Genomic DNA, 20,728 nt, shown 5'->3' on the forward strand with positions numbered 1-20,728 from the left:
TAATTATATAGTTAATCAATTATTCAGCTGTTTGTCTGCCATTCATCAGCACAAACCCATCAATCAATCCGCCCACAAGCATTAATTCATCGGCTACCTATCCACCTGCTATGGTAGCCGATCAGTAGACTGGTTACTCATCCATTTCAGCCAGCTTCCTGAAAACACATGACTTGAAATCCAGGAAAACTGCCATGAAATTGATTGCTGCATCGTAAGGGGAATTATGGATGCTGAAATATGAATGAACATCACCGTCACCCAGCCATTTGGTACTCATGTAGTAATAGTGGTCGGATGTGAGGAGATGCTTCCATATGTTGATAAGCTCCGGGTCTTTTGTTCGCTTCACGTAAGGTCCAAGCCCCTTTGCTTCTTCGAAGCACCTGCGTTGCATATCGTTGCCCAGCCATGCACTTGTATCCCTCTCCATATCTGCCCAGGAGATGGTGTTAAAGTCACCAACATCGATCTCGCCTACTGGCCCATATCTGTCAACTACCTCGGAGGGAGTGTTGAACTCAATGTTCTTGCTAAGAACCTCATCCGGCAGAGCCCTCATGAAATCAAAGATACCTGTATCCGCCCACTGGTGTTCACCGAAGGTCTCGTAATCCATGAAGATGTTCAGGCAATCACCTTGCTCTCTGGAAGCCCAGCAGGCCCACTTGTCAGCGGTCAGTGGATACTCTTCCCACCATCTGGCTGAGAAACGATAGCCAATGTCATCGCTCATCTTGTAGTTCCTCATAAGGACGGCTATATCGCAATCCTTTGCCTTGTAGACATGATTTGGTGAGCGTGATTGCAGAAGCTGGTCAACACCTTCTGTAAGTATAGCCTTGTAGCCCATGGATGAAACTGCCTCTGCTACACTATTATTGTAAAGAAGTTCCGTGTTCCTGAAGATCTGTGGCTTTACACCAAGCAGTTCTGAAGTGATATCATGATGGGTCTTTACTTCTTCCCTGAACTCGTCCTTGCTATCAAAAAGACCTGCAAGGGAATGGTAATTGGTCTCATCGAGGAATTCCACACATTTTGAGTCAGCAAGCCGCTGGAAGATGTCCAGGACATCAGGATTCCATTTCTCACACTGGCTCAGGAGAGTGCCGGTTATTGAAACACTGAACTTGAAGTCGCCTTCATGCTGTTCAACGAGATCTGCCAGAAGGGTTGTTGCCGGAACGTAGCACTTGCTGGCTACCTTTTCAAAAATGTTCCTGTTTATTGCAACATCGAAATACCTTTCAAATCCTTTCGAGTCATCAGGCCAGAACCACTTCAAACGATACGGCTGATGAAGCTGGAAGTACATACAAACGGATCTCATGCCTTCACCTCCAGTAATGCACGCTTAAAGTCCGAAAGAACAGAGAACGTATTGACCGCCTTTTCATAACCCTGATTGTTGTTGTCAGAACCCATTTCCAGCAGTATCTCACTTTGTTGCAGGTACCGGTAAATGCAGTTCATCTTATCGTATTCAGGAGAATCCTTTATGGACTCAAGCATCTTTCCGATACCTACCAGCTCATGCATGTACAGGTGCTGGGGGTGATTCCCCACCAGGTTGTGCATCCCGTAACGTGAGGTTGACTTGTTCATAATGGAAGGTAGTTCTTTTGTCTTGAAGCTCTTCAATGCTTCTTCAGGCGTTACCATTGAAATACCATATCTCTCTAAACTTTCAGGAAGGTCCATCAGGAACTGAAGTACATCGCTTCTGCTTTGCTGATGGGAAAGGATAGAGCTGTATTTGAAATGCAATGTGGTCACATCCCCTTCCATATTAGCTATCCATGAAGCGAATTTATCAGCTATCAGAGGATAGCTGATCCATTTCTGGTCTGAAAAACGTAATTCAATATCCTCGCTCAGGGAGATGTGGCGCAGCAGAGTCGGAATATGATTATCGTAGACATGGTTTGGATCATTGCCGTACAACAGGTTATCCGAGCCTTCTGAGATCAGGCACTTGAATTTCATCTCTTTAAGGAGATTGCTAAGATCCTTTGTCAGTATCAGCTCCGAATTGATGAAAGTACTGGGATTAATATCAAAGATATCGCGGATCTTGTTGCGATGCATTGAAACCTGTTCCCTGAATTCCTTACTGTCAGGGAAAAGGGACGATACGGAATGATAATAAGGGGAAGATGCAAAACCTGCACCCCTGTCCTTTAGTTCCTGGAATGATTCTATAATAGCGGGATTCCATTTGCACTGGTCCAGGAATATACCGGATATGTCAAAGGTATATTTCGCACCATTATCGATGGAATCCAGCAAAGCTTCATTCGTGCTTAGCATCTGAGGCAGGCTTCTTTCCAGAGCAGAGAATATCTGGGGCTGATCAAAATAGGTATCAAACTGCGGAGAACGATAACCTTCGGATGGCCAGTACCATTTTAGTACACAGGGAAGGTGAACTTCCGAACAAATGCAAACTGACTGCATTTACAAACCTCTTGTTTTAATTATAATACAGGTAATGTATTTCCAATAACATTAGTTACTATTGCTATCGGATTTACTCTCCAAGAACATCAAGGTACGCTTCACTTGTTTGTTCCGCGATCTTGTGCCAGTTGTACTTGGTATCGATAAGCTCTTTGCCTGCTTCCCTCATGCTGCCGTTGGAAAGGTCATCAAGTGCATATTTTATGCCCCATGCGATCGATTCCGGGTTCTTGTAGACAAGAATACCATCGACAAAATTGTCTATTATCTGCACAGCATCTGTTGCGACGATGGTCCTTTCAGCATCCCAGCCCTCAAGGACAACTATTCCGAAAGGCTCGTTCCTGCTCGGGATACACATGATATCACAGGCATTTAACCAGTCCTTAGCCCTCTCATCATCCACATAACCAAGGAAATGGCAGCATTCGGTACACTTACCTGAACTTGCAATATGTTCACAGTGAGGACGCATCTCGCCTTCACCTATGAAGACGAACTGGGTATCCCAGCGGTGAGATTTTACTTCAGGAACAGCCTCAACAAGCATATCAGGACCTTTCTGGTAGCTCATTCGTCCTATGAAAAGGACAACAGGTGCAAGAGGATGAATACCTAATCTCTTTTTTACTTCTCCTGGATCAACATCCTTCTTCATTTTCCCATGGAAGATCCCGTTTGGAATGATAGAAATCTTGTCATGAGGGATCTGGTACAGGAACTTGATCTCGTCCGTAAGTTGCTGGGAAGTGGATATGACCCTGGTGGACTCATAGCCTGCCTTCCATTCCCTGTGGGATATCTCTTCGGCCTCCCACCAGTTACCATGCACGTTACCGTTGCGACCCCATTCGGTACTGTGGTATGTCATCAAAAAAGGAATGCCAAACTCGTACTTGATCCTTGAGACAACATTGAAAGGGTGCCAGTCGTGGACATGCAATACATCAAAATCACCATATTCCTTGGTAACATCAAGGAACCTCGAGTACATTGCATCACACATGCTATCCATTTGATGAACGATGCCTCCGTCAAGAGAATGATCCACCCTGTGGTAATGGACACCATTGACCATCTCGTGAGTTTCAAGTCCTGAATTCCTTGTAAATATGTGGACCGAATGCCCCATTTCAGCAAGAGCTTCACCAAGTTCGGAAACGTGTGGAGCTATACCACCCACTTTTACCGAGTGCAGACTTTCCCAGGAAAACATCCCGATGTTTAATTTTTTCCCCATTTTCTTTCAAACCCATTTTTTTATTTTGAATATATAAAGTACAAATATTAAATAAATTGAATATATTAACTTTCAGAAATCTCCGAATCGTAGAATGGTCCTGCAAATATTTGAAGAAACATTCAGATCAATCCTCAAACTTCCCCTGAAGATATTTTGCAGCCGTCTCCGGAGGCATTGTGTTAATGTATATGCCGGTATTCTTTTCAAAACCAGCTGCCTTAGTTGTAACCGGCTGAATCTTTAAGTTGAAGTGATATCCCGGTTCATCCTTCAATTGATAGAACATGTAATTGTAGGGTATCTCACCGATATTATCCAGCAGGCCTGACAGGGCAGAACGTATTGCATTACCAAGAGAAACTAGCTGTTCGTTATCAAAAACTGAGATATGATGTATGTGCATCTTAGGAAGTACCCACATCTCGTATGGGATCATCGAACAATAAGGAGCTATGACAATGAAATGCTTATTCTCATAGATCAATCTCTCACTGTTGCTTTCTTTTTCAATGACCTCACAATAAGGACATTTTGAAAGGGATCCTATTGCATTCATCTCTTCAACTAATACCGGGGGTATCACCGGCAGGGCTATCAGCTGGGAATGAGTGTGTGCCAGGGATGCACCTGCTTTTTCTCCCCAGTTCTTGAAGAGTGAAACATATTCTATCCTGTCAAGAGACTCATAGTAAACTACCTGGTCACGGTAGACCTTCATGAGCAGTGACATCTCATCATCGGAAAAGTCAGGTATGACCTTCTCATGAGACGGGGTTTCAACTATCACTTCGTGATACCCATATCCCGGAAGTGTGTCAGATACGGAACTGACCTCACCTGCATCCGGAGAAAGAGCAGGATAAAGATTGGGTATACAGCGCATATCCCATCCACTTATTCTTGAACCCTCTTCTTCCTTCAGTATTTTACCGTCTTTATAGACTGCAGTTGCAAGAGGTGTTTTGTCCTCTTCCCCTGCGCAAAAGACGCATCTGTTAGATGTACCTTCATTCTTTTCTGCTTTGAAAACCGAAGGTCTTTTGCTTCTTCCCGGTGCTATCAGGCAATATTCTTCCAGAAAGTAGTGCTTACGTATCTCTGACATGTTTCCCCATCAACCCTAATGTAAATCAATTATACGTCAATCAATCTTCACTCTTAATTTTGATATTTATTTTAATATTAATTTTAATTTTTTTGATTTTTATTTATATTTTCACACCATAAGAACGATAGTTCTTATTTTGCAGTTAGTTTTCATTTTTTAGCTTTGTACCTGTAAGCATCTCATAGTATTGCCTGGTAGGCTCCTGCCAGTTCATGTCCTGTGCAAGGAGATTTGCTTCCTGGCAGAGGAAATTGTACTTGGTCTTATCATCAGTGTAAGTGTCTATGAAATAGTCCAGAGTAAGCGCGTAATCTGCTATCGTTTCAAGATAGGCCTGATCGATATTGTCAACTACCAGCACCCCGCCCATTCCCATCACCAAACGCTTGACCGTTTTAAGTGCATCACTGAAACCACAGACCTTGCTCACAATACTGGGAGTGGCTTCCTTCCCGGCCTCAAGACCGGTGAGCAGGAACGGCTCATATCGTGACGGGAAAATACCGGCAACACAGCCCGCCATGAACTCATCAACGCTCATATTGAAACCGCCATCGCTCTTAGATAACCACTGGGGATAAAGAATCGCGGACACATACCTGCTACCGCCGGAAAGCCTGGAACATTCAAGTTTTCTGCTCTCGATCATGTTCTGGATACGCATCTCCTCGCCGATAAGCACCTCTTCATTGAGCATGATCGGGAAATTTTCAGGTGGATTGGCCTTCGGGCCATGGGCTGTTACGATAAAACAAACTACCCTGTAGTTCTCATCAAGTCGACCGGCCTCTACTTCGATCTTAACCATCCTGTCGAGAAGAACAAGCGAGTCCAGCAGATCCGGATAGCCTTTATTTTCAACTTCGATCCTTGATATTGAAAAGATAGGAATGATCTTCTCCGGTAGAAGCTTCAAACCATTGTGGGTTTTGTAAAGCTTTTCGGCAGTTAATTCCTGGATCTTGGTACGGCATTTGTTCTTTTTATCCAGAAGTTCATTAATGTCTCCGGTCTCAAGATCGATACCGTTCCTTACGATAATGGAATCAATGTCATAGAACAACTTGATCTCTTTTTTAGTGGAATCCCCAACTGCAGTTACAACATCTGCATATTCGGACAACGACTCAAGGGTAGCCATATTCTTCGGAACACCTGCACCCCATTCTTTATCATTGTCACGTATCTTCCTGATGGAGAGGTGGCCTGCAACCCTTCCGGGGATTGTCGCATGATAAGTTGCTACTGAATTGATTGGAACTCCGATCTTCTTTAGCCTTGCAATTGCATAGAATACACCGAACTCATGGCAATGTAATGAAACGTGCCATGATGGTATAAGGGAACTGGCAAATTCAGATATCAATTCATCCTCATAGGCCATCGCTTTTTCTTTACGGAGATCCACAAGGGTATGAACGAATTCGGAAATGGCGTAGGAAAGATTAAGGTAATGTGTATATTCTGTCCTGTTACCCATATCCTCATATGAAAGAGAGTCTAGTCCGATAAGATCGTAGGCTTCTGCCTTTACTTTATTCTCCAGACAGGTGTGCTTCCCATTGAATTCAACTATGGTCCTGCAGAAATCATTGGTCTTAAACATCAGATAAATTATTTCGACCTGTTCCACCTTTTTTGATCCGACGATCAATTCGATGCCTTTTTCCTGGAGCTTTTCAATGATAAGTGAAAGATTCTCATCGGGAACAAGCTCATCGAACTCGCTCATGTCAGTTATACGGTTGAGGCCCTTGTTCCAGTCCGAGCCACTATATCCATAATAGGGACATGCAACAAAGATCCTTGGAATTGATTCCTCCTCAATGATCCCGTCCTCAAGCATCTGAGCAAGATTCTTTACTTCCGCATCAATGACATTCCATATACCGCCCATCTTATTGGACTTTGGACCAGCTTCTTCGCCGGCAATAATAATACACCTACGTTCGAACACCCGTTACCCCCCCGGACTTATCAATTGACTACACTATTGTCAAGAGTAGTATATTAGTTTTTTTAAAAATATCAATTGTATTGACAATTATACCACATGTTCTCTAAAAATTAATAGAAATTTGTAGAAACAACTGATCAAATAAAGCTATCTTTATAAACCCGGCCCATATTGGCAATCGAAAAAAATGAAGTGATTGTCCAATGATCACAGTGCCATACCGGAAGTGAACAGCAATATCAGGAAGATCACATAGAGCACGATCAATGCTATCCCTTCTATTCTCCTGATCTCCCAGTGTGTGTTAATGAACCACAAAAGGACAACGCTGATCATGATCATGAAAGGTATCGTGAACATAATGCTCATTGCTGCTATTTCGAGCGGGAACACAAGTGCAGAAAATCCCAGGACCAGGAAGATGTTGGTGATGTTGGAACCGATGACATTCCCTATCGCGATGTTGCCATAACCTTTGCGTGCAGCGGATATTGTCACCATGAGTTCAGGAAGTGAAGTACCTACTGCAACAAGTGTGACACCGATCAGGGTATCAGGTAACTGTAAAAGTTCTGCAAAGAATATTGCTTCCGCTACAAAGTATTTGGCACCGAATATTACAGCCACTCCACTAACGACGAGGATAAGAATATCCTTGTAGATGCCTGTGAGCTCTTTTTTCTTTTCTTTAGATTTCCGATCGCCACTCTCTGTAGCTTTTACTTTACCCGAATTATAGTCATTGATACCTGCTTTGATGCGCTGGTTCATTGACCCTACATATTTGAACTTGACAAAATAGTGGAGAAATTCCCGGAAATAGGATTTATCTTCATATTTTGACTTGTCTTCGAACAGAAAGAACACATAAGCCACATAGAAAAGAATAAGGATCACTGCTTCAGCTCTTGAAAGTTCAAGATCGAATGCAAAGAGCAGGAAAAGTGTGGATGCAAAGACCATAATGTAGCCATCTCTTTTCAGCATATCGGATTCGGTCTTTACTACTGAGATGATGGCAGCACATCCAACTATAAGTGCTATGTTCGCAATGTTCGAACCCACAACGTTTCCTATCACAATTCCGCTTGACCCTGAGAGTGAAGCAGCTATGGAAGAAGCAAGTTCAGGGATCGAAGTACCGATTGCTACCAGGGTCAGTCCAATAATGAACTCAGAGATACCGAACCTCTTTGCAATGGAAGATGCAGAACTGACAAAAAAGTCAGAGCCTTTGACCAGAAGTATCAGCCCTATAAGCAGAATAGCTACATTAGAAAGCATCAAGCATTAATTGATTTCATTTCTATTTATCTTTGTTTATGGTGTCACATTGATATGATTTTAATGATATGGTTGCCTATAAGTACGTTTATATGCCAGATTGATGTTTATGAATAAGAGAAGTTAGACATTACATACATTATAAAGGAGTTTGATGCTTTGAGTGATACTGAACCTATTAGATTGGGATTTGTCGTAGCTGAGTTCAACAGGGACCTTACATACCAGATGGAGCTTTTGGGAACAGAGCATGCAAAGTTCCTTGGCGCTGAGGTCATTGACACAATTCTGGTACCTGGCGTTTATGACATGCCTCTTGCTATCAAGAAACTCTGCGAGAGAGATGACATCGATGCTGTGATCACAATTGGTATCGTGATCGAGGGTGCTACAAAGCACGATGAGATCGTTGTTCAGCATGCTGCAAGAAAGATCACCGACCTTTCACTGGAATACGACAAACCTGTGACACTCGGAATTGCAGGACCTGGCATGACACGCATGGAAGCACACCAGCGTGTGGATTATGCAAAGCGTGCAGTCGAAGCTGCAGTAAAGCTTGTCAGACGCCTGAAATAAGATCTTAATTCGATCTTTAAAAAACAACAAACTAAAAAAACGAAATACAGAGGGTAATTCCTATGCCATCATCAAGACTTGAGCGTGTAGAAGAATCGGCAACGATCAAGATCGCGAACGCTGCCAACAAGCTGAAAAGTGAAGGTATCGATATCATCAGTTTCAGTCTTGGAGAACCGGACTTTGACACACCCGAACACATCTGTAAGGCAGCAGCCGACGCAATGTACCGTGGTGAGACACATTACGCACCGTCCAACGGCGTTCCTGAGCTCAGGAATGCAATTGCCAACAAGCTGGTAACCGAGAACAAGCTTGACTTTACACCGGATGATATACTTGTCACACCTGGTGCAAAACAGGCTCTCTTTGAGATCATCATGTCCGTACTTGATGACAACGATGAGGCTATCCTTCCTGACCCTTCCTGGGTATCCTACAGCCCATGCATCAAATTTGCAGGTGCAAACCCTGTCTGGGCACCTACTGATCCGGAAAACGGATTCATGCCATATGGAATTGAGGAGCTCATTACTGACAAGACAAAGCTCATTATTGTCAATTCCCCCTGCAATCCTACCGGAGGAGTGTACGACAAGGAGATGCTCAAGACAGTTTCAGACCTTGCTATCGACCACGACCTGCTTGTGATCTCTGATGAGATCTACGAGAAGATCATCTACGACAAAAAGCACATCAGCATGGGTTCACTGGACGGCATGCACGAGCGTACTATAACAGTCAACGGATTCTCAAAGGCATATGCAATGACCGGATGGAGACTTGGTTATGTAGCAGCCATACCGGAACTGATGAAAGGATTCAAGAAGATCCATTCACACTCCGTAAGCAGTGCAACAACATTCGCACAGTTCGGCGGTGTGGCAGCTCTGGAAGGACCACAGGAACCGGTCAATAACATGATCACAGAGTTCAAGGCAAGACGTGATATCCTTATCGATGGCCTGAACAGGATCGGATTCAAGTGCAAGAAACCAGACGGTGCTTTCTACGCATTTGCCGATGTAAGCGAATTCGGTAATGGTGATGAAGTTGCAGACAAACTGTTACAGGAAGCACACGTAGCAGTAACTCCGGGTTCAGGATTCGGAGCAAGCAGCAAGGATTTCATAAGGATATCCTATGCTACATCACAGGAAAGAATAAGGGAAGCACTCCAGAGAATAGAGGAAACACTCCTCTAAACCTTTCTTTTTTTCTTAAATTCAACAAGATATCCGTAATAGACGATATCGGTTTTTAAAATCAATCGTTATTTTCACAATAACGTTCGAGTATTTTATTGATAATTCTTCCACTGCTGTATAGCGGACACTTCATGGACTCGTCTATCCTCATTACAGTTGCCTTAAAACCTCGTTCCCTGAGACTATTTTCAAGTTCTTCCACGTCAAAGAACTGGTCATGACCGAGAACGATGATATCAGGATCGATCTCGTAAAGAGGTTCGAAAATGTCTTTTTCACTTCCAAGCATTGCCTTATCAACAGCCTTCAATGAACTTATCATCTCAAGTCGCTGTATTTCAGGAACGATAGGTTTTGCCTTATGCCTGATCATGGAATCCCTTGCAACCAGCACGTAAAGCTCGTCACCCATTGCACGGGCACTGCTTAAGAAAAAAATGTGTCCGGGATGTAAAAGATCAAACGTTCCTGTGGCAAGTACTCGTATCAATAAAGATCACCCTGTAAGTAAAGCTATGGAATAAAGACCAAAGGGTCTTGCAGTTCAGGAAATGAACAACAACCTTAATAATATTATGCTAAAAGAATGAATCACGATCCACCCAGTGGAACAATGGAACAGTGAATCAGTTTTCCCTTTTCAAGACCTCATTACGGAACTTCCTGTAGCAGCCTTCAATGAGACCAAGTTCTCCCTCGATGTTCAGGATATCAAAGTCAAAGATCTCAGCGAACTCCTTTACAATATCATCGAACTTCTTTTCATAACGCAGACCGGTATCCAATTTTGCCACCTTCTTGTAGCCCACCGCATCAAAAACGAACTTCGAGGTCTCAATATCATTGGGATCCTTGCCAAACCCACCGGCAACAAGCATATCTCCCCAGTTCGCAGCCCACATTGGTGTCAGGAAAAAGGTACCTATCCCCTTGAAGCTCTTAAGGTGATGCAGGTATGCATCCCTACCGCCAAGTACTGCACCAATACAGTCATCGACTATCTCACCATTCTCCTCTTTGAGGATGCAGATCTTACACTCAAGATCACCAAGATCCTTTTCAACATCACCGAGAACATTACCACAAAGACCATAGAATAAGAGAATTCCTTCCGAATAGGATGCCATTTCCTCTACCTTCTGGTAGACCTCAGACTTGAGGTTGGCAGGTACCGCATGTAATGCAAATTCGAGTATGTTTATGACAAAGCAATAAGAATCACCACACCGATCATGGCATTCAGATGTCATGCTGGCCTCAGGTACGAGCTTGTAGGAAGCTCCAACAGCATCAAGCTTCTTTACAATACCACCGCAGTCCTTGTTCTCGACCACGATCAAATTGTCTATCAAAGGGTCATGCTCTACAAGATGGACGATCTCATCCTCGAACATCCTGCATCCTATCAGGCTTATTAACGGCATAGCTCTCCTCCTTATTCAAAAGATAAATCAAAAGGTAGTGTAATGTTGCTGACCAGAACTATATAAGGATACCTATGCGAGCTGTTTGTAGAAAAAGAATAGCGATGCAGGACTTGAGAGCGCCTGCAACTCATATATTGTTAATGACCGAACTCAACGATTGTTCCCATAGCACTTCTCAAGGTGATCCACTGCTGGCGGGGTCGTAACAAGACTTACACCAACTGCAACTATCATTGCCAGTGGGGTTGCTACAAGTATAGGATCAACGACGGTCCATGTACCTGTCAGGATCGTATCCACGCCGAAAAGCGCCTTTGAGATTCCCAGTGGTACTGCTTCCTTTGCATGGACGAATGTGAGCCAGAAAAGGCTGCTGAAAGTACCGACAACAAGGCTTGCAATTGCTCCTTCTTTTGTCATTCTCTTCCAGAACAATGCACCCATGTACATTGGGAGGAAAGCTGCTGCACAGAGTCCGAAGAATATTGCAGTTGCCCTTGCGATGATGCTGATAGGCAGGATGTATGCAAGGATCACACTCACAAGGATGGCAACAGATATTCCGATCTTTGTAACGTCAACGGTCTTTCCGGCATTGCCCTTCATCAGGAATTCACGGTAGAAGTCATGTCCGATAGCTGTTCCCATTGTGTGGAACTGTGAGCTCAGGGTTGACATTGCAGCTGCGAGCAATGTTATCATGAAAACGATGACGAACATCTCAGGCATTGCACTGTTGATGTACTCAGGCATGATAACGTCCATGTTTCCTTTTGCAACCTCAATGGAAAGCATTCCCCTGGTGTTGAAGAAGTAAACGTTGGAAAGTCCGCCTACGATGTATGCGACTCCTGCCATCATGAGGATGAAAGGACCACCAGCGAAGACTGCCCTGTTCAGGGATTTCTTACTGTCAACGGTCATGAACCTGACCGCAAGCTGTGGCTGTGCAAGCACACCGATACCAACACCAAGGATGATGGTTGATACCATTGTCCACCAGATAGGGGAGCCAAATGCCGGCATTGCGGTCCATCCCTGATGACCGCCTGCTGCAAGGGATTCAGGAACCATAGGTGCGAGGTTGGTAAGTGCCTGGTGAGCTTCAACGATACCACCAAGCTTTGCGTAGGTGAGTGCCAGAAGTACTGCCATACCACCGAGCATAAGGGTCCCCTGAAGTGCATCGGTGTACATGACCGCAAGCAATCCGCCTGTGATAACATAAGCAGCGACAATAACTGTCAGTATAAGGACGGCAATATCATAATCGATAGAAAGTGCGGTTTCCATGAACCTTGCACCACCAATTAGGACGATACCTGCATAAAGCGGCATGAATAAAGCTATAAGAGCACCGGAGTATCCCTGGATGAAACGTGACTGGAATCGTCTTCCCAGAAGTTCAGGGAATGTAACAGCATTAAGGTTCACACCGATCCTTCTTGTTCTTGCACCGAAAACAACGAATGCAATGAATATACCCACAAAGATGTTCATGAACACGAGCCAGAGGGTTCCCAGACCAAGCGTACCGGTCACTCCGCCAAAACCAATGATAGCAGCTGTACTTATGAAAGCTGCACCATAGGAAAGTGCGAGAATGTAAGGATTGACCTTCCTTCCGGCGAGCATGTAGTCGTCGACCTCTTTGGTCCTCCTGTATGCAAGCCAGCCGCAATAGAAGACTGCGAGCATATAGATCAGGACAAATATTCCCAGGGTTGAAGTACTGACCGCCATATTAGCACTCCTCGTCCTCTTCTTCGTTCCACTTTAAAAGCCCATAGACCATACAGCCCAGTGCACTTACAATGCACAGGACATAGGCCAACCATATCTGAGGGTCATCAATACCTAACATAAATACCACTTGCCATTTTTTGTTTGACGCTTGCTAACATGTAGCAAGATTTCATACTGGTATCTGTTAACATGTACCATACTTTAATGTTTCGAAGTTATTCGCAAAGAATAATACAATTGGTTGAATGAAAATAGACATCAATGGAGCTAAAAGTGCAGAGATGTTTTAGAAGAGACGGTGCTGTATTGTAAGCAGATCTAAAAGAAAATGAAAGTATACAAAACTGGAAATTAATTCAAAGAATACAGCCTATTGCCAAGACTTCAGAAAATACGACCATCATGAACTATTTCCAGATAATTTCTCTAACTAATATATCTAATAAACGTATGTATATTAGTGGTCGTAGCAAAATAGCTATAACTTAATCAAATGTATATATTGTTGGGGTTTTAAAATGTGGAGTTTCTCAAAAATAGATGCTGAAAATTTAAAAGCGATCGCTGATCTGGAAAGCAAATTAGGTATTACCTTAATTGCATTCTCAGATGATGGGATAGAGTATGCAGACTTAAACGAAGACGATACTAAAGAAGTAAAGGTTCTGGAAAAGAAACTGGGTCTTTCACTGGTCGCGGTTAAAGCATGATTTGAACGGGGAGTGCAGTATTTTGCACCCACTACTTTTTTTCATTATCAATAGTTGCTAGATTAATCAATATTTCATTTAATGATACAATCCAAAATAGCAGTATATACTGCACTAATTCCCATCATGTTACAATCCTCATGGACTTTAGTCACGTTTACCTTCTGTTGTCCATTCCTCAAGAGCACTGGAATAGCTCTCAAATGCTCTTTCATTAAAGCACACTAACAAAACCTTCTCAATAGAGCTGTTCTTCTCAAGGAAATCCAGGATCTCATCTACTGCGATCCCGGCAGCTCTGTTCACAGGGAAACCATAAGCACCTGTACTTATTGAAGGAAAGGCAATAGAGCTCACACCATTCCTTACCGCAAGCTTCAGACTGTTACGGTAACAGCGGGCAAGCATCTCATCTTCACCGGAAGTTCCACCCCTCCAAATCGGACCCACAGTATGTATCACATACTTTGCAGGAAGACGATAGCCGGAGGTGATCTTTGCCTCTCCTGTGGGACACCCTTTCAGACTCCTGCATTCCTCAAGAAGTTCAGGCCCCGCTGCTGTATGTATGGCACCATCAACCCCGCCACCTCCCAGAAGGGAATTATTGGCAGCATTCACGATGGCATCAACATCCAGTTCGACAATATCACCTTTGACTACAACAACCCTGTCAGACAGCATAAATTATAGTTTGGTATGATATGATTTTAGAATTGTCCTGCCTTCACGTTGTGTCCGGTTTCATCCAAGCATGAAGAGTACCATAGCACAGCAGAATATCAGAACCCCGGCACCTGCAAGAGGCATGGTAAACCTGCGAAATACCGTTGGAATGGAATCTCCTGTAGAGCGCTGGACCAGCCAGAAATAAGGATCACTGACATATGACACAACCAGTGTACCGGCAGAGATCATCAGTATGAGAGGGATAGTCGGTATGGAAGCAACGATATCCGTGCCTGCGAGAATGGTCGCAGTGATAACTGCTGTTACCACACGGGAACCCTGTGCCGTCTGAATGAGGACAGCGAGGACGAAAGGTATCACAACTACCGGAAGTACACCTGATATCAGGGTAAATATCTCATCCGGAAAACTGCTTGCAGATATTACGAAACCAAGGGCACCTGCACCGCAGAGATCAAAAAGAATGATACCAGCGTTCTTGGTACCTTTCTCAAGTGCAAGCCTGCGAGGCCCTTCACTTACCAGCAGAAGTGAAACGAACACTGAGATCACAAGAGCAATGTTCACGTCACTGATCATTGATAGCGGGGAGAAAAGATAACCACTTGTGATGAGTACAACGGGCAGTGCTATGGGTAGCCATACCTTCCAGCGAGGCAGGGAGAGCATAACAGGCTCTACAAGTCCTTCAAGTTCCGGAAGCTTATGCTGCTGGTCCCTGCTTAGCCTTTTAGCGACAATGTAGCCGATGCCCAGCAGGAACAGGGAAAGGGGAACAGTAATTAGATTGATGCTGAAGGTCTCTGAATCCGGAACCCCGAAAGTTGTGGTCATGCTGTAAACAACAGGCAGTGGCAGGATCAGTACGAACGATAGCACGCTTCCGAATGCTGCCATATAAAAAAGTCTTCCATTTGAGGAATGTTCCTTCTCCATCTGCTCAATGAGCGGAAGCATCACAACGTATGCAGTAAGACAGCACATGAGTGGGATAGAAAGGAGATAAGCCACCACCCCTGCAGCAAGATCGGGAGCTTTAATGGTTCGCTTCACATCGTCAACGATCCTCTCAATAAAGTGACCATGCCTCAGTATCTGGGCTATCACTGCTCCGCAATAGATCGGAATTCCCAGAAGGGAGAAAATGCGGCCGGCACCACCGGTAACATACTGGACCAGCCATTCGGTCATTCCACTTAGTATACCAAATATGAACGCAGCTGCTATCAGTGTCAGGAAAGGAGTGAAGTGGTACTTTATGGTGAGTACACTGATAAAAATAATAATAAATATAAAGATGAGCAGTGATTCCATACAAGTCTTGATGTATCAGGAAATATATGATGGCATCGGAAGAGAGAAGGAGCAATTAAATGGACGAAGACCTGCTTGCTATAGATTACTGTATCGATTGCGGAAAATGCTATGATGTCTGCCATATTGCAAAGGTGACAGACAATAAATACACACCGAAATCGAAGATAATGCTGCTCCAGAAGCTGCTTGATGGCGATGAGCTTGAACAGGAGGAAATAAATGATGTTTATCTCTCAACTCGCTGCGGTGCATGTGATGATGTCTGCCCCATGAACATCCCCATCACTGATATCATCCAGAGGGAAAGGGAGATACTGGCAAAACAGGGAAATGAACCTGCCAGAACCTCGCAAATATGCAGGAACATCCTCGAAGCAGGAAGTCCCGGAAGGATGGATGCTTCGATCAGAAACTCCTGGGCCACCGATGAACTTGAAATTTCAGATAGCTCGGAAGTTGCATACATGGCCGGCTGCTGGATAGCATTCGCACATCAGGACATTGCACAATCAACCATCAAAATACTCAATGCCGGAGGAATTGTCCCGAGGATCATTCCGGAAGAAAAATGCTGTGGACTCTTCCTGATCGATAACGGCCACCTGGAAGAAGCTAAGGAGCACGCAAAAGAGTATGTCGAATACCTTGAATCCCTTGGCATAAAGAAGGTCATTGCCTCATGCCCAGGATGTTACGAAGTTCTTGGTAAGGAATATGCAAAGCTTTTCCGTAAGCCGGAATTTGAGGTAATATATTCACTTTCACTTTTCGAACAGCTCATTGATGAAGGAAAACTCATTCCAAAAAAGCTGAACAGAACAGTATCCATAAGGGATGCCTGTGCGATCATGGAGATGTCCGACATACCGAGGAAGATACTCTCATCGATGGGTGTGGAAGTAAAGGAAATGTTCGACAGGAAGAACGGCTGCTGTGGCGGCCCTGCCGGAGTTAAACCAAACTTCCCGGACATCTCATCAAAGACTGCAATGCTTACCATTGAAAAATTCAAGAACACTCCAAATGGAACTGTGTCCTACTGTCCATTCTGCTATCATCACCTGGAAGGTGTCTGTAAAGAAAAAGGTGAAGAACTGGATATGCAGGATATTTCAATACTGCTTCTGGAAAGCATACTTTGAATTTGAAAAAGTGATGCCGTATAATTAAAGGTCAATTAAAAATTGGCCTTTCGTGAGTTCAGGCATTAGGTTGACCATCTGGCTGCCCTCTAGGTAATTCAGTTTGCCTGTCGGTCACCTGGTCATTCAGTTAATTGTATGATCTTCAATAAATTCGTTCCACCTTCATGACCCTGAGTCAAAACGATCATATCCTTGGCTTTCCCGATGCCCTTTGATCTCATGTTTTTGTTTACCTTTTCTTCAAGATCTTCAGAATCATTCATCACTTTAATTGGATATACCCCATAGGAATATGCCAGCTGTTCGCATGTCATGTCGAGGTGACTCATGGCAATAACCCATTCATCCGGCTTGAACCTGGAGATACGTCTTGGAGTACCACCGGAATACGTAGGTGTTACAACGTACTCTATGGGAAGTCTGTTGATAGCTTCCTGTACCTGAAGTGAAATGACATCACTGATGTTCATGAAAGTCTCATCGATTCCTTTTCTAACAAGATCGAGACCAAAACCGGTTCTTGCACGCCATTCTTCGGTCCTCTTTGCAATATTGACCATTGTCCTTACGGTCTCTACAGGATATTTTCCAACCGCTGTCTCACCGGACAACATTACAGCATCAGTACCATCAAGGATAGCATTTGCCACATCGGTCGCTTCAGCTCTTGTTGGCCTTATATTTTCGGTCATTGACTCAAGCATATGTGTTGCAGTTATTACCGGTATACCACGAAGATTAGCCTTATGGATCAACTGCTTCTGTGCTATTGGGACCTCTTCTATTGGGATCTCCACACCAAGGTCACCACGTGCAACCATCAGACCATCGGTCATATCCAATATACCATCAATTTTCTTCAGTGCCTGTCCTCTCTCTATTTTTGCCACAAGGAAAACAGAATGTCCCTGTTTCTCAGCATGATATCGCACTTTCTCGATATCGGATCCAAGCTCAATGAACGATACACTGAAACAATTAACACCTTCATTCAAAGCAAAGTCTACTATCTCAAGGTCCCTATCTGTGACAGGATCAAGTAAGAGATTGGTTCCGGGAAGGTTGACACCTTTATGAGAGGATAACTGACCACCTACTACAACCTCACATTCGGCCTCATTGTTACAAACACCGTTGCATCGCATCTGGATAAAGCCATCATTGAAATAAACATCAGAAGGCTTTGCAATACAATAAGGAAGTTTATCAAAATCCACAGGAATCAGATTTCCTGTGCCAACTACCTTATCCGTGGTCAGTTTGACCTTATCTCCTTTCTGCAGGGTAATTGGCTCATCCTGAAGCTCTCCCACACGGATCTTCGGGCCAGGGAGATCTGCCATAATAGAGACAACTACATCCATTTCCTTACATAGCTTTTTGATCGTACGGATGACCTTACCGTGGCTTTCAAAACTTCCATGGGAAAAGTTGATCCTTGCAACGTTCATACCTGCCAGTATAAGTTCACGCAAAACCTCTTCAGAAGAAGAGGCAGGGCCAATGGTGCATACTATCTTGGTCTTGTGATCAGGCAGATTCATGGAAGTCATGATTAAACTATGCGCTGGCTGCCTTAAAGCATTAACTGTATGAATTGTTTTGAAAATAAAGAAGAAGAAGGAAAAAAGAAAAAAGATATTATTTCACTTCATTGGACTCAGCCTGATATACAATTGAGTCCCTTGCATAGGTTCCACGTTTTTTGGAAGGATTGGAAGCAAACATGTCATTCATCTCCAGTGAAAGACCTGTGAACCTTTCCTGAAGCATATTAATGTAAGCTGTCAATTCAGTTATCTGAGCATCAAGTTCCAGGATATGCTCATCTTTTTCCTGTAACTGACGCTTAAGTCCCTCGATCTGTCTCTGAATTTCCTTGAATGGATCATTTTCCATAAATAGCACCTCTTAAGAGATCATGATAATAGATAGTAGAGATATGATGTACCTTTAATGACAACTTAACGGATAAAGGTTATTATTCGTTAACAAAGTTCCTGAAAATAGTAAAGAAAAGATTTCAAAAAAACATAACAGGATTGTATTCATCATCATTATAATAATGATAGGAAGATATTTATTAAAAGAAATCCTAAATGATTCAAATATAGTTGTACATTTTTCAGCAGAAAATGAGAGTATAAGCATCTTTGTATGCTATATCCATTAATGCAGGTGATCATAAAGTGACAGATAATTTGCCCAAAATACTGGTCGTTGATGATGAAATCGCAAATCTTGAAGTAATGGAGGGCTATCTTTCAAATGATTATGAGATCGCTGTGGCCAGTAGCGGTAAAGAAGCACTTGAAAAGGTTCCACAATTTCAACCTGATGTAATACTCCTTGATATCCTTATGCCGGTAATGGATGGTTTCCAGACTTGCAAGATACTCAAAACAAGTGAGGAAACAAAATTCATCCCAATAATTCTCGTCACAGCACTTTCCGGAAAAGAGGACCGAATAAAAGGTATTGAAGCGGGTGCGGATGAGTTTCTGACAAAACCTATCAATATAGTTGAGCTTAAAAGTCGAATAAGATCCCTTCTTAAACTTAAGCAGCAGCATGATCTCTTACTTGAAGAGAGGGACACAGCCCAGAAATATCTCAACATAGCAGGCGTACTTATTATCGTACTTGATAATGACCAGAACATTGTAGAGATCAACAATAGGGGCGCAGCTATACTAGAGTGCTCTAAAGAAGAAGCTATTGGCCTTAACTGGTTTGAGAATTTTATTCCCGAAGAGAGCAGGAGCGAACTGAAAGAACGATGCAACTCCCTTCTAGGAGATGAAATCAATTGTGATTTAAGCGGTTTTGAGATTGTCATCATGACGAGAACGGGAAAGCAAAAAGTACTCTCATGGAATGCGATCAAACTTGAAGATAAAAATGGTACTTCCCATGGCGTCCTTTGTTCCGGTGAAGACATAACACTGCGCAAGAGCATAGAGAATGATCTCCAAAAAGCAAATGAGCACCTGGACCTCCTTCTCAAAATGTCACCAATTGCAACTCTTCTCGTCAACCAGGATAACAGGATAACTAAGGTCAATGAAAGTGCATTCAAGTTATTGGGACCACATTCCAGAGACATCATCGGAACTCCTATAACAGATATTGTTCGTGGAGGTCAAGAAATCGAATTTAAAGATCAGAAAGACTTTAAACTTGAATTCTTGCTTAAAGATGCTGAAAACATCGAAGTCAATGCTTCGACTTCAGTTATCAAGAAGAATGATAACGAAAAAGAATTGATCATAACACTTCAGGACATATCCGAATTACGTGGTCTTTTGATAGACCCTTCAATGGAAAAAACCTCTATAGAAGAGAACTTTGAAGTGGGCGAATTGCCAAACCTTGAGTCCGGATACACATATATCCAGCACGAAGACAACAACATGAGTGCTTATGATATATTTTCAAAGATGGTCAAACAGGGGTATGCGGGACTTTGTATAACCAGGGAAAATCCCGGAAAGATCAGAGAGAAATATAGCATACAAAAAACACCGATCGTCTGGCTTACAAAGAACAAAAGTCCAGACTTCCCATCGATCGATCCTTCAGAAATATTCAAGATCCACCCAACCATCGAGAACTTTATGAAAAAAGCACATGATGGCATCATTCTTGTAGATGGACTTGAATACCTTATACTTGAAAATGATTTTAAATCCGTTGTCAAGCTTATCGAGCAAACAAATGACAGTGTAATGGTATCGGATTCCAGATTGATCTTCAATGTTGATTCGAGCATCTTCGAACCAAAGGAATATCATCTCCTGAAAAGATGGATGAGACCATTAGAAGAAGAGATCTAAAGCGCTACAAAGGTT

The 20,728-nt window shown here is 43.2% G+C and carries 19 protein-coding genes; 5 read left to right on the top strand and 14 right to left on the bottom strand.

Annotated features, from left to right (window positions below; translation table 11 throughout):
* Positions 1-133: 133 nt before the first annotated feature.
* The 6 genes from WOA13_RS02940 to WOA13_RS02965 all read right to left on the bottom strand — a co-directional run bounded on the left by WOA13_RS02940 (position 134) and on the right by WOA13_RS02965 (position 8,055).
* Positions 134-1,333 (bottom strand): glycoside hydrolase family 57 protein, encoded by a 1,200-nt coding sequence (locus tag WOA13_RS02940; protein WP_342126498.1) that lies wholly within the window; start codon positions 1,331-1,333, stop codon positions 134-136.
* On the bottom strand, positions 1,330-2,460 hold the full coding sequence (locus tag WOA13_RS02945; RefSeq protein ID WP_342126499.1) for a glycoside hydrolase family 57 protein: 1,131 nt from the start codon (positions 2,458-2,460) through the stop codon (positions 1,330-1,332). The genes WOA13_RS02940 and WOA13_RS02945 overlap by 4 nt, the downstream gene beginning before the upstream one ends.
* A gap of 73 nt (positions 2,461-2,533) precedes the next feature.
* On the bottom strand, positions 2,534-3,703 hold the full coding sequence (locus WOA13_RS02950) for a glycosyltransferase family 4 protein (RefSeq protein WP_342126500.1): 1,170 nt from the start codon (positions 3,701-3,703) through the stop codon (positions 2,534-2,536).
* A 127-nt stretch (positions 3,704-3,830) separates the two neighbouring features.
* Positions 3,831-4,811, bottom strand: coding sequence for a galactose-1-phosphate uridylyltransferase (locus WOA13_RS02955; protein ID WP_342126501.1), 981 nt, complete (start codon positions 4,809-4,811; stop codon positions 3,831-3,833).
* Between the two features lie 145 nt (positions 4,812-4,956).
* The gene (locus tag WOA13_RS02960; protein WP_342126502.1) at positions 4,957-6,771 is read right to left on the bottom strand and encodes a glycosyltransferase family protein; all 1,815 of its coding nucleotides are present in this window, start codon (positions 6,769-6,771) and stop codon (positions 4,957-4,959) included.
* 207 nt (positions 6,772-6,978) lie between these two features.
* Complete coding sequence (locus WOA13_RS02965) at positions 6,979-8,055, bottom strand: calcium/sodium antiporter (protein WP_342126503.1); 1,077 nt, start codon at positions 8,053-8,055, stop codon at positions 6,979-6,981.
* A gap of 159 nt (positions 8,056-8,214) precedes the next feature.
* Here WOA13_RS02965 and ribH point away from each other — a divergent pair, with 159 nt between their 5' ends.
* Together ribH and WOA13_RS02975 are read left to right on the top strand one after the other, a co-directional pair.
* Positions 8,215-8,634, top strand: coding sequence for a 6,7-dimethyl-8-ribityllumazine synthase (ribH, locus tag WOA13_RS02970; protein WP_342126504.1), 420 nt, complete (start codon positions 8,215-8,217; stop codon positions 8,632-8,634).
* A gap of 62 nt (positions 8,635-8,696) precedes the next feature.
* On the top strand, positions 8,697-9,839 hold the full coding sequence (locus WOA13_RS02975; RefSeq protein WP_342126505.1) for a pyridoxal phosphate-dependent aminotransferase: 1,143 nt from the start codon (positions 8,697-8,699) through the stop codon (positions 9,837-9,839).
* A gap of 61 nt (positions 9,840-9,900) precedes the next feature.
* Here the strand turns inward: WOA13_RS02975 and WOA13_RS02980 are convergent, their stop codons facing one another.
* The 4 genes from WOA13_RS02980 to WOA13_RS02995 form a co-directional block, all read right to left on the bottom strand.
* Positions 9,901-10,332: an FAD synthase family protein gene (locus WOA13_RS02980; RefSeq protein WP_342126506.1), complete on the bottom strand. Its 432-nt coding sequence runs from the start codon at positions 10,330-10,332 to the stop codon at positions 9,901-9,903.
* A 136-nt stretch (positions 10,333-10,468) separates the two neighbouring features.
* Entirely contained in the window at positions 10,469-11,266 is a 798-nt protein-coding gene (locus WOA13_RS02985; protein WP_342126507.1) for a DUF1638 domain-containing protein, read from the bottom strand.
* Between the two features lie 153 nt (positions 11,267-11,419).
* Positions 11,420-13,012: a sodium:solute symporter family protein gene (locus WOA13_RS02990; RefSeq protein WP_342126508.1), complete on the bottom strand. Its 1,593-nt coding sequence runs from the start codon at positions 13,010-13,012 to the stop codon at positions 11,420-11,422.
* A 1-nt stretch (position 13,013) separates the two neighbouring features.
* Positions 13,014-13,133 carry a symporter small accessory protein gene (locus WOA13_RS02995; RefSeq protein WP_330217372.1) on the bottom strand — a complete coding sequence of 40 codons (120 nt, stop codon included), beginning with the start codon at positions 13,131-13,133 and terminating at the stop codon, positions 13,014-13,016.
* 400 nt (positions 13,134-13,533) lie between these two features.
* Here WOA13_RS02995 and WOA13_RS03000 point away from each other — a divergent pair, with 400 nt between their 5' ends.
* Positions 13,534-13,725, top strand: coding sequence for a hypothetical protein (locus WOA13_RS03000; RefSeq protein WP_342126509.1), 192 nt, complete (start codon positions 13,534-13,536; stop codon positions 13,723-13,725).
* A 147-nt stretch (positions 13,726-13,872) separates the two neighbouring features.
* Here WOA13_RS03000 and WOA13_RS03005 read toward each other — a convergent pair whose 3' ends face one another.
* Positions 13,873-14,409 (bottom strand): O-acetyl-ADP-ribose deacetylase, encoded by a 537-nt coding sequence (locus WOA13_RS03005; RefSeq protein WP_342126510.1) that lies wholly within the window; start codon positions 14,407-14,409, stop codon positions 13,873-13,875.
* A 60-nt stretch (positions 14,410-14,469) separates the two neighbouring features.
* Positions 14,470-15,729, bottom strand: a complete 1,260-nt coding sequence (locus tag WOA13_RS03010) for a GntP family permease (protein WP_342126511.1) — start codon at positions 15,727-15,729, stop codon at positions 14,470-14,472.
* Between the two features lie 59 nt (positions 15,730-15,788).
* Between WOA13_RS03010 and WOA13_RS03015 the strand changes: the two genes are divergently transcribed.
* Positions 15,789-16,874, top strand: a complete 1,086-nt coding sequence (locus WOA13_RS03015; protein ID WP_342126512.1) for a (Fe-S)-binding protein — start codon at positions 15,789-15,791, stop codon at positions 16,872-16,874.
* A gap of 122 nt (positions 16,875-16,996) precedes the next feature.
* Here the strand turns inward: WOA13_RS03015 and pyk are convergent, their stop codons facing one another.
* Together pyk and WOA13_RS03025 are read right to left on the bottom strand one after the other, a co-directional pair.
* Positions 16,997-18,421 (bottom strand): pyruvate kinase, encoded by a 1,425-nt coding sequence (gene pyk, locus WOA13_RS03020; protein WP_342126886.1) that lies wholly within the window; start codon positions 18,419-18,421, stop codon positions 16,997-16,999.
* 97 nt (positions 18,422-18,518) lie between these two features.
* Complete coding sequence (locus WOA13_RS03025; protein ID WP_342126513.1) at positions 18,519-18,776, bottom strand: hypothetical protein; 258 nt, start codon at positions 18,774-18,776, stop codon at positions 18,519-18,521.
* A gap of 290 nt (positions 18,777-19,066) precedes the next feature.
* Between WOA13_RS03025 and WOA13_RS03030 the strand changes: the two genes are divergently transcribed.
* Positions 19,067-20,713, top strand: coding sequence for a DUF835 domain-containing protein (locus tag WOA13_RS03030; RefSeq protein ID WP_342126514.1), 1,647 nt, complete (start codon positions 19,067-19,069; stop codon positions 20,711-20,713).
* The last annotated feature ends 15 nt before the right edge of the window (positions 20,714-20,728 follow it).

The sequence above is a fragment of the Methanococcoides sp. LMO-2 genome (assembly GCF_038432375.1).
Classification (GTDB): Archaea; Halobacteriota; Methanosarcinia; order Methanosarcinales; family Methanosarcinaceae; genus Methanococcoides; species Methanococcoides cohabitans.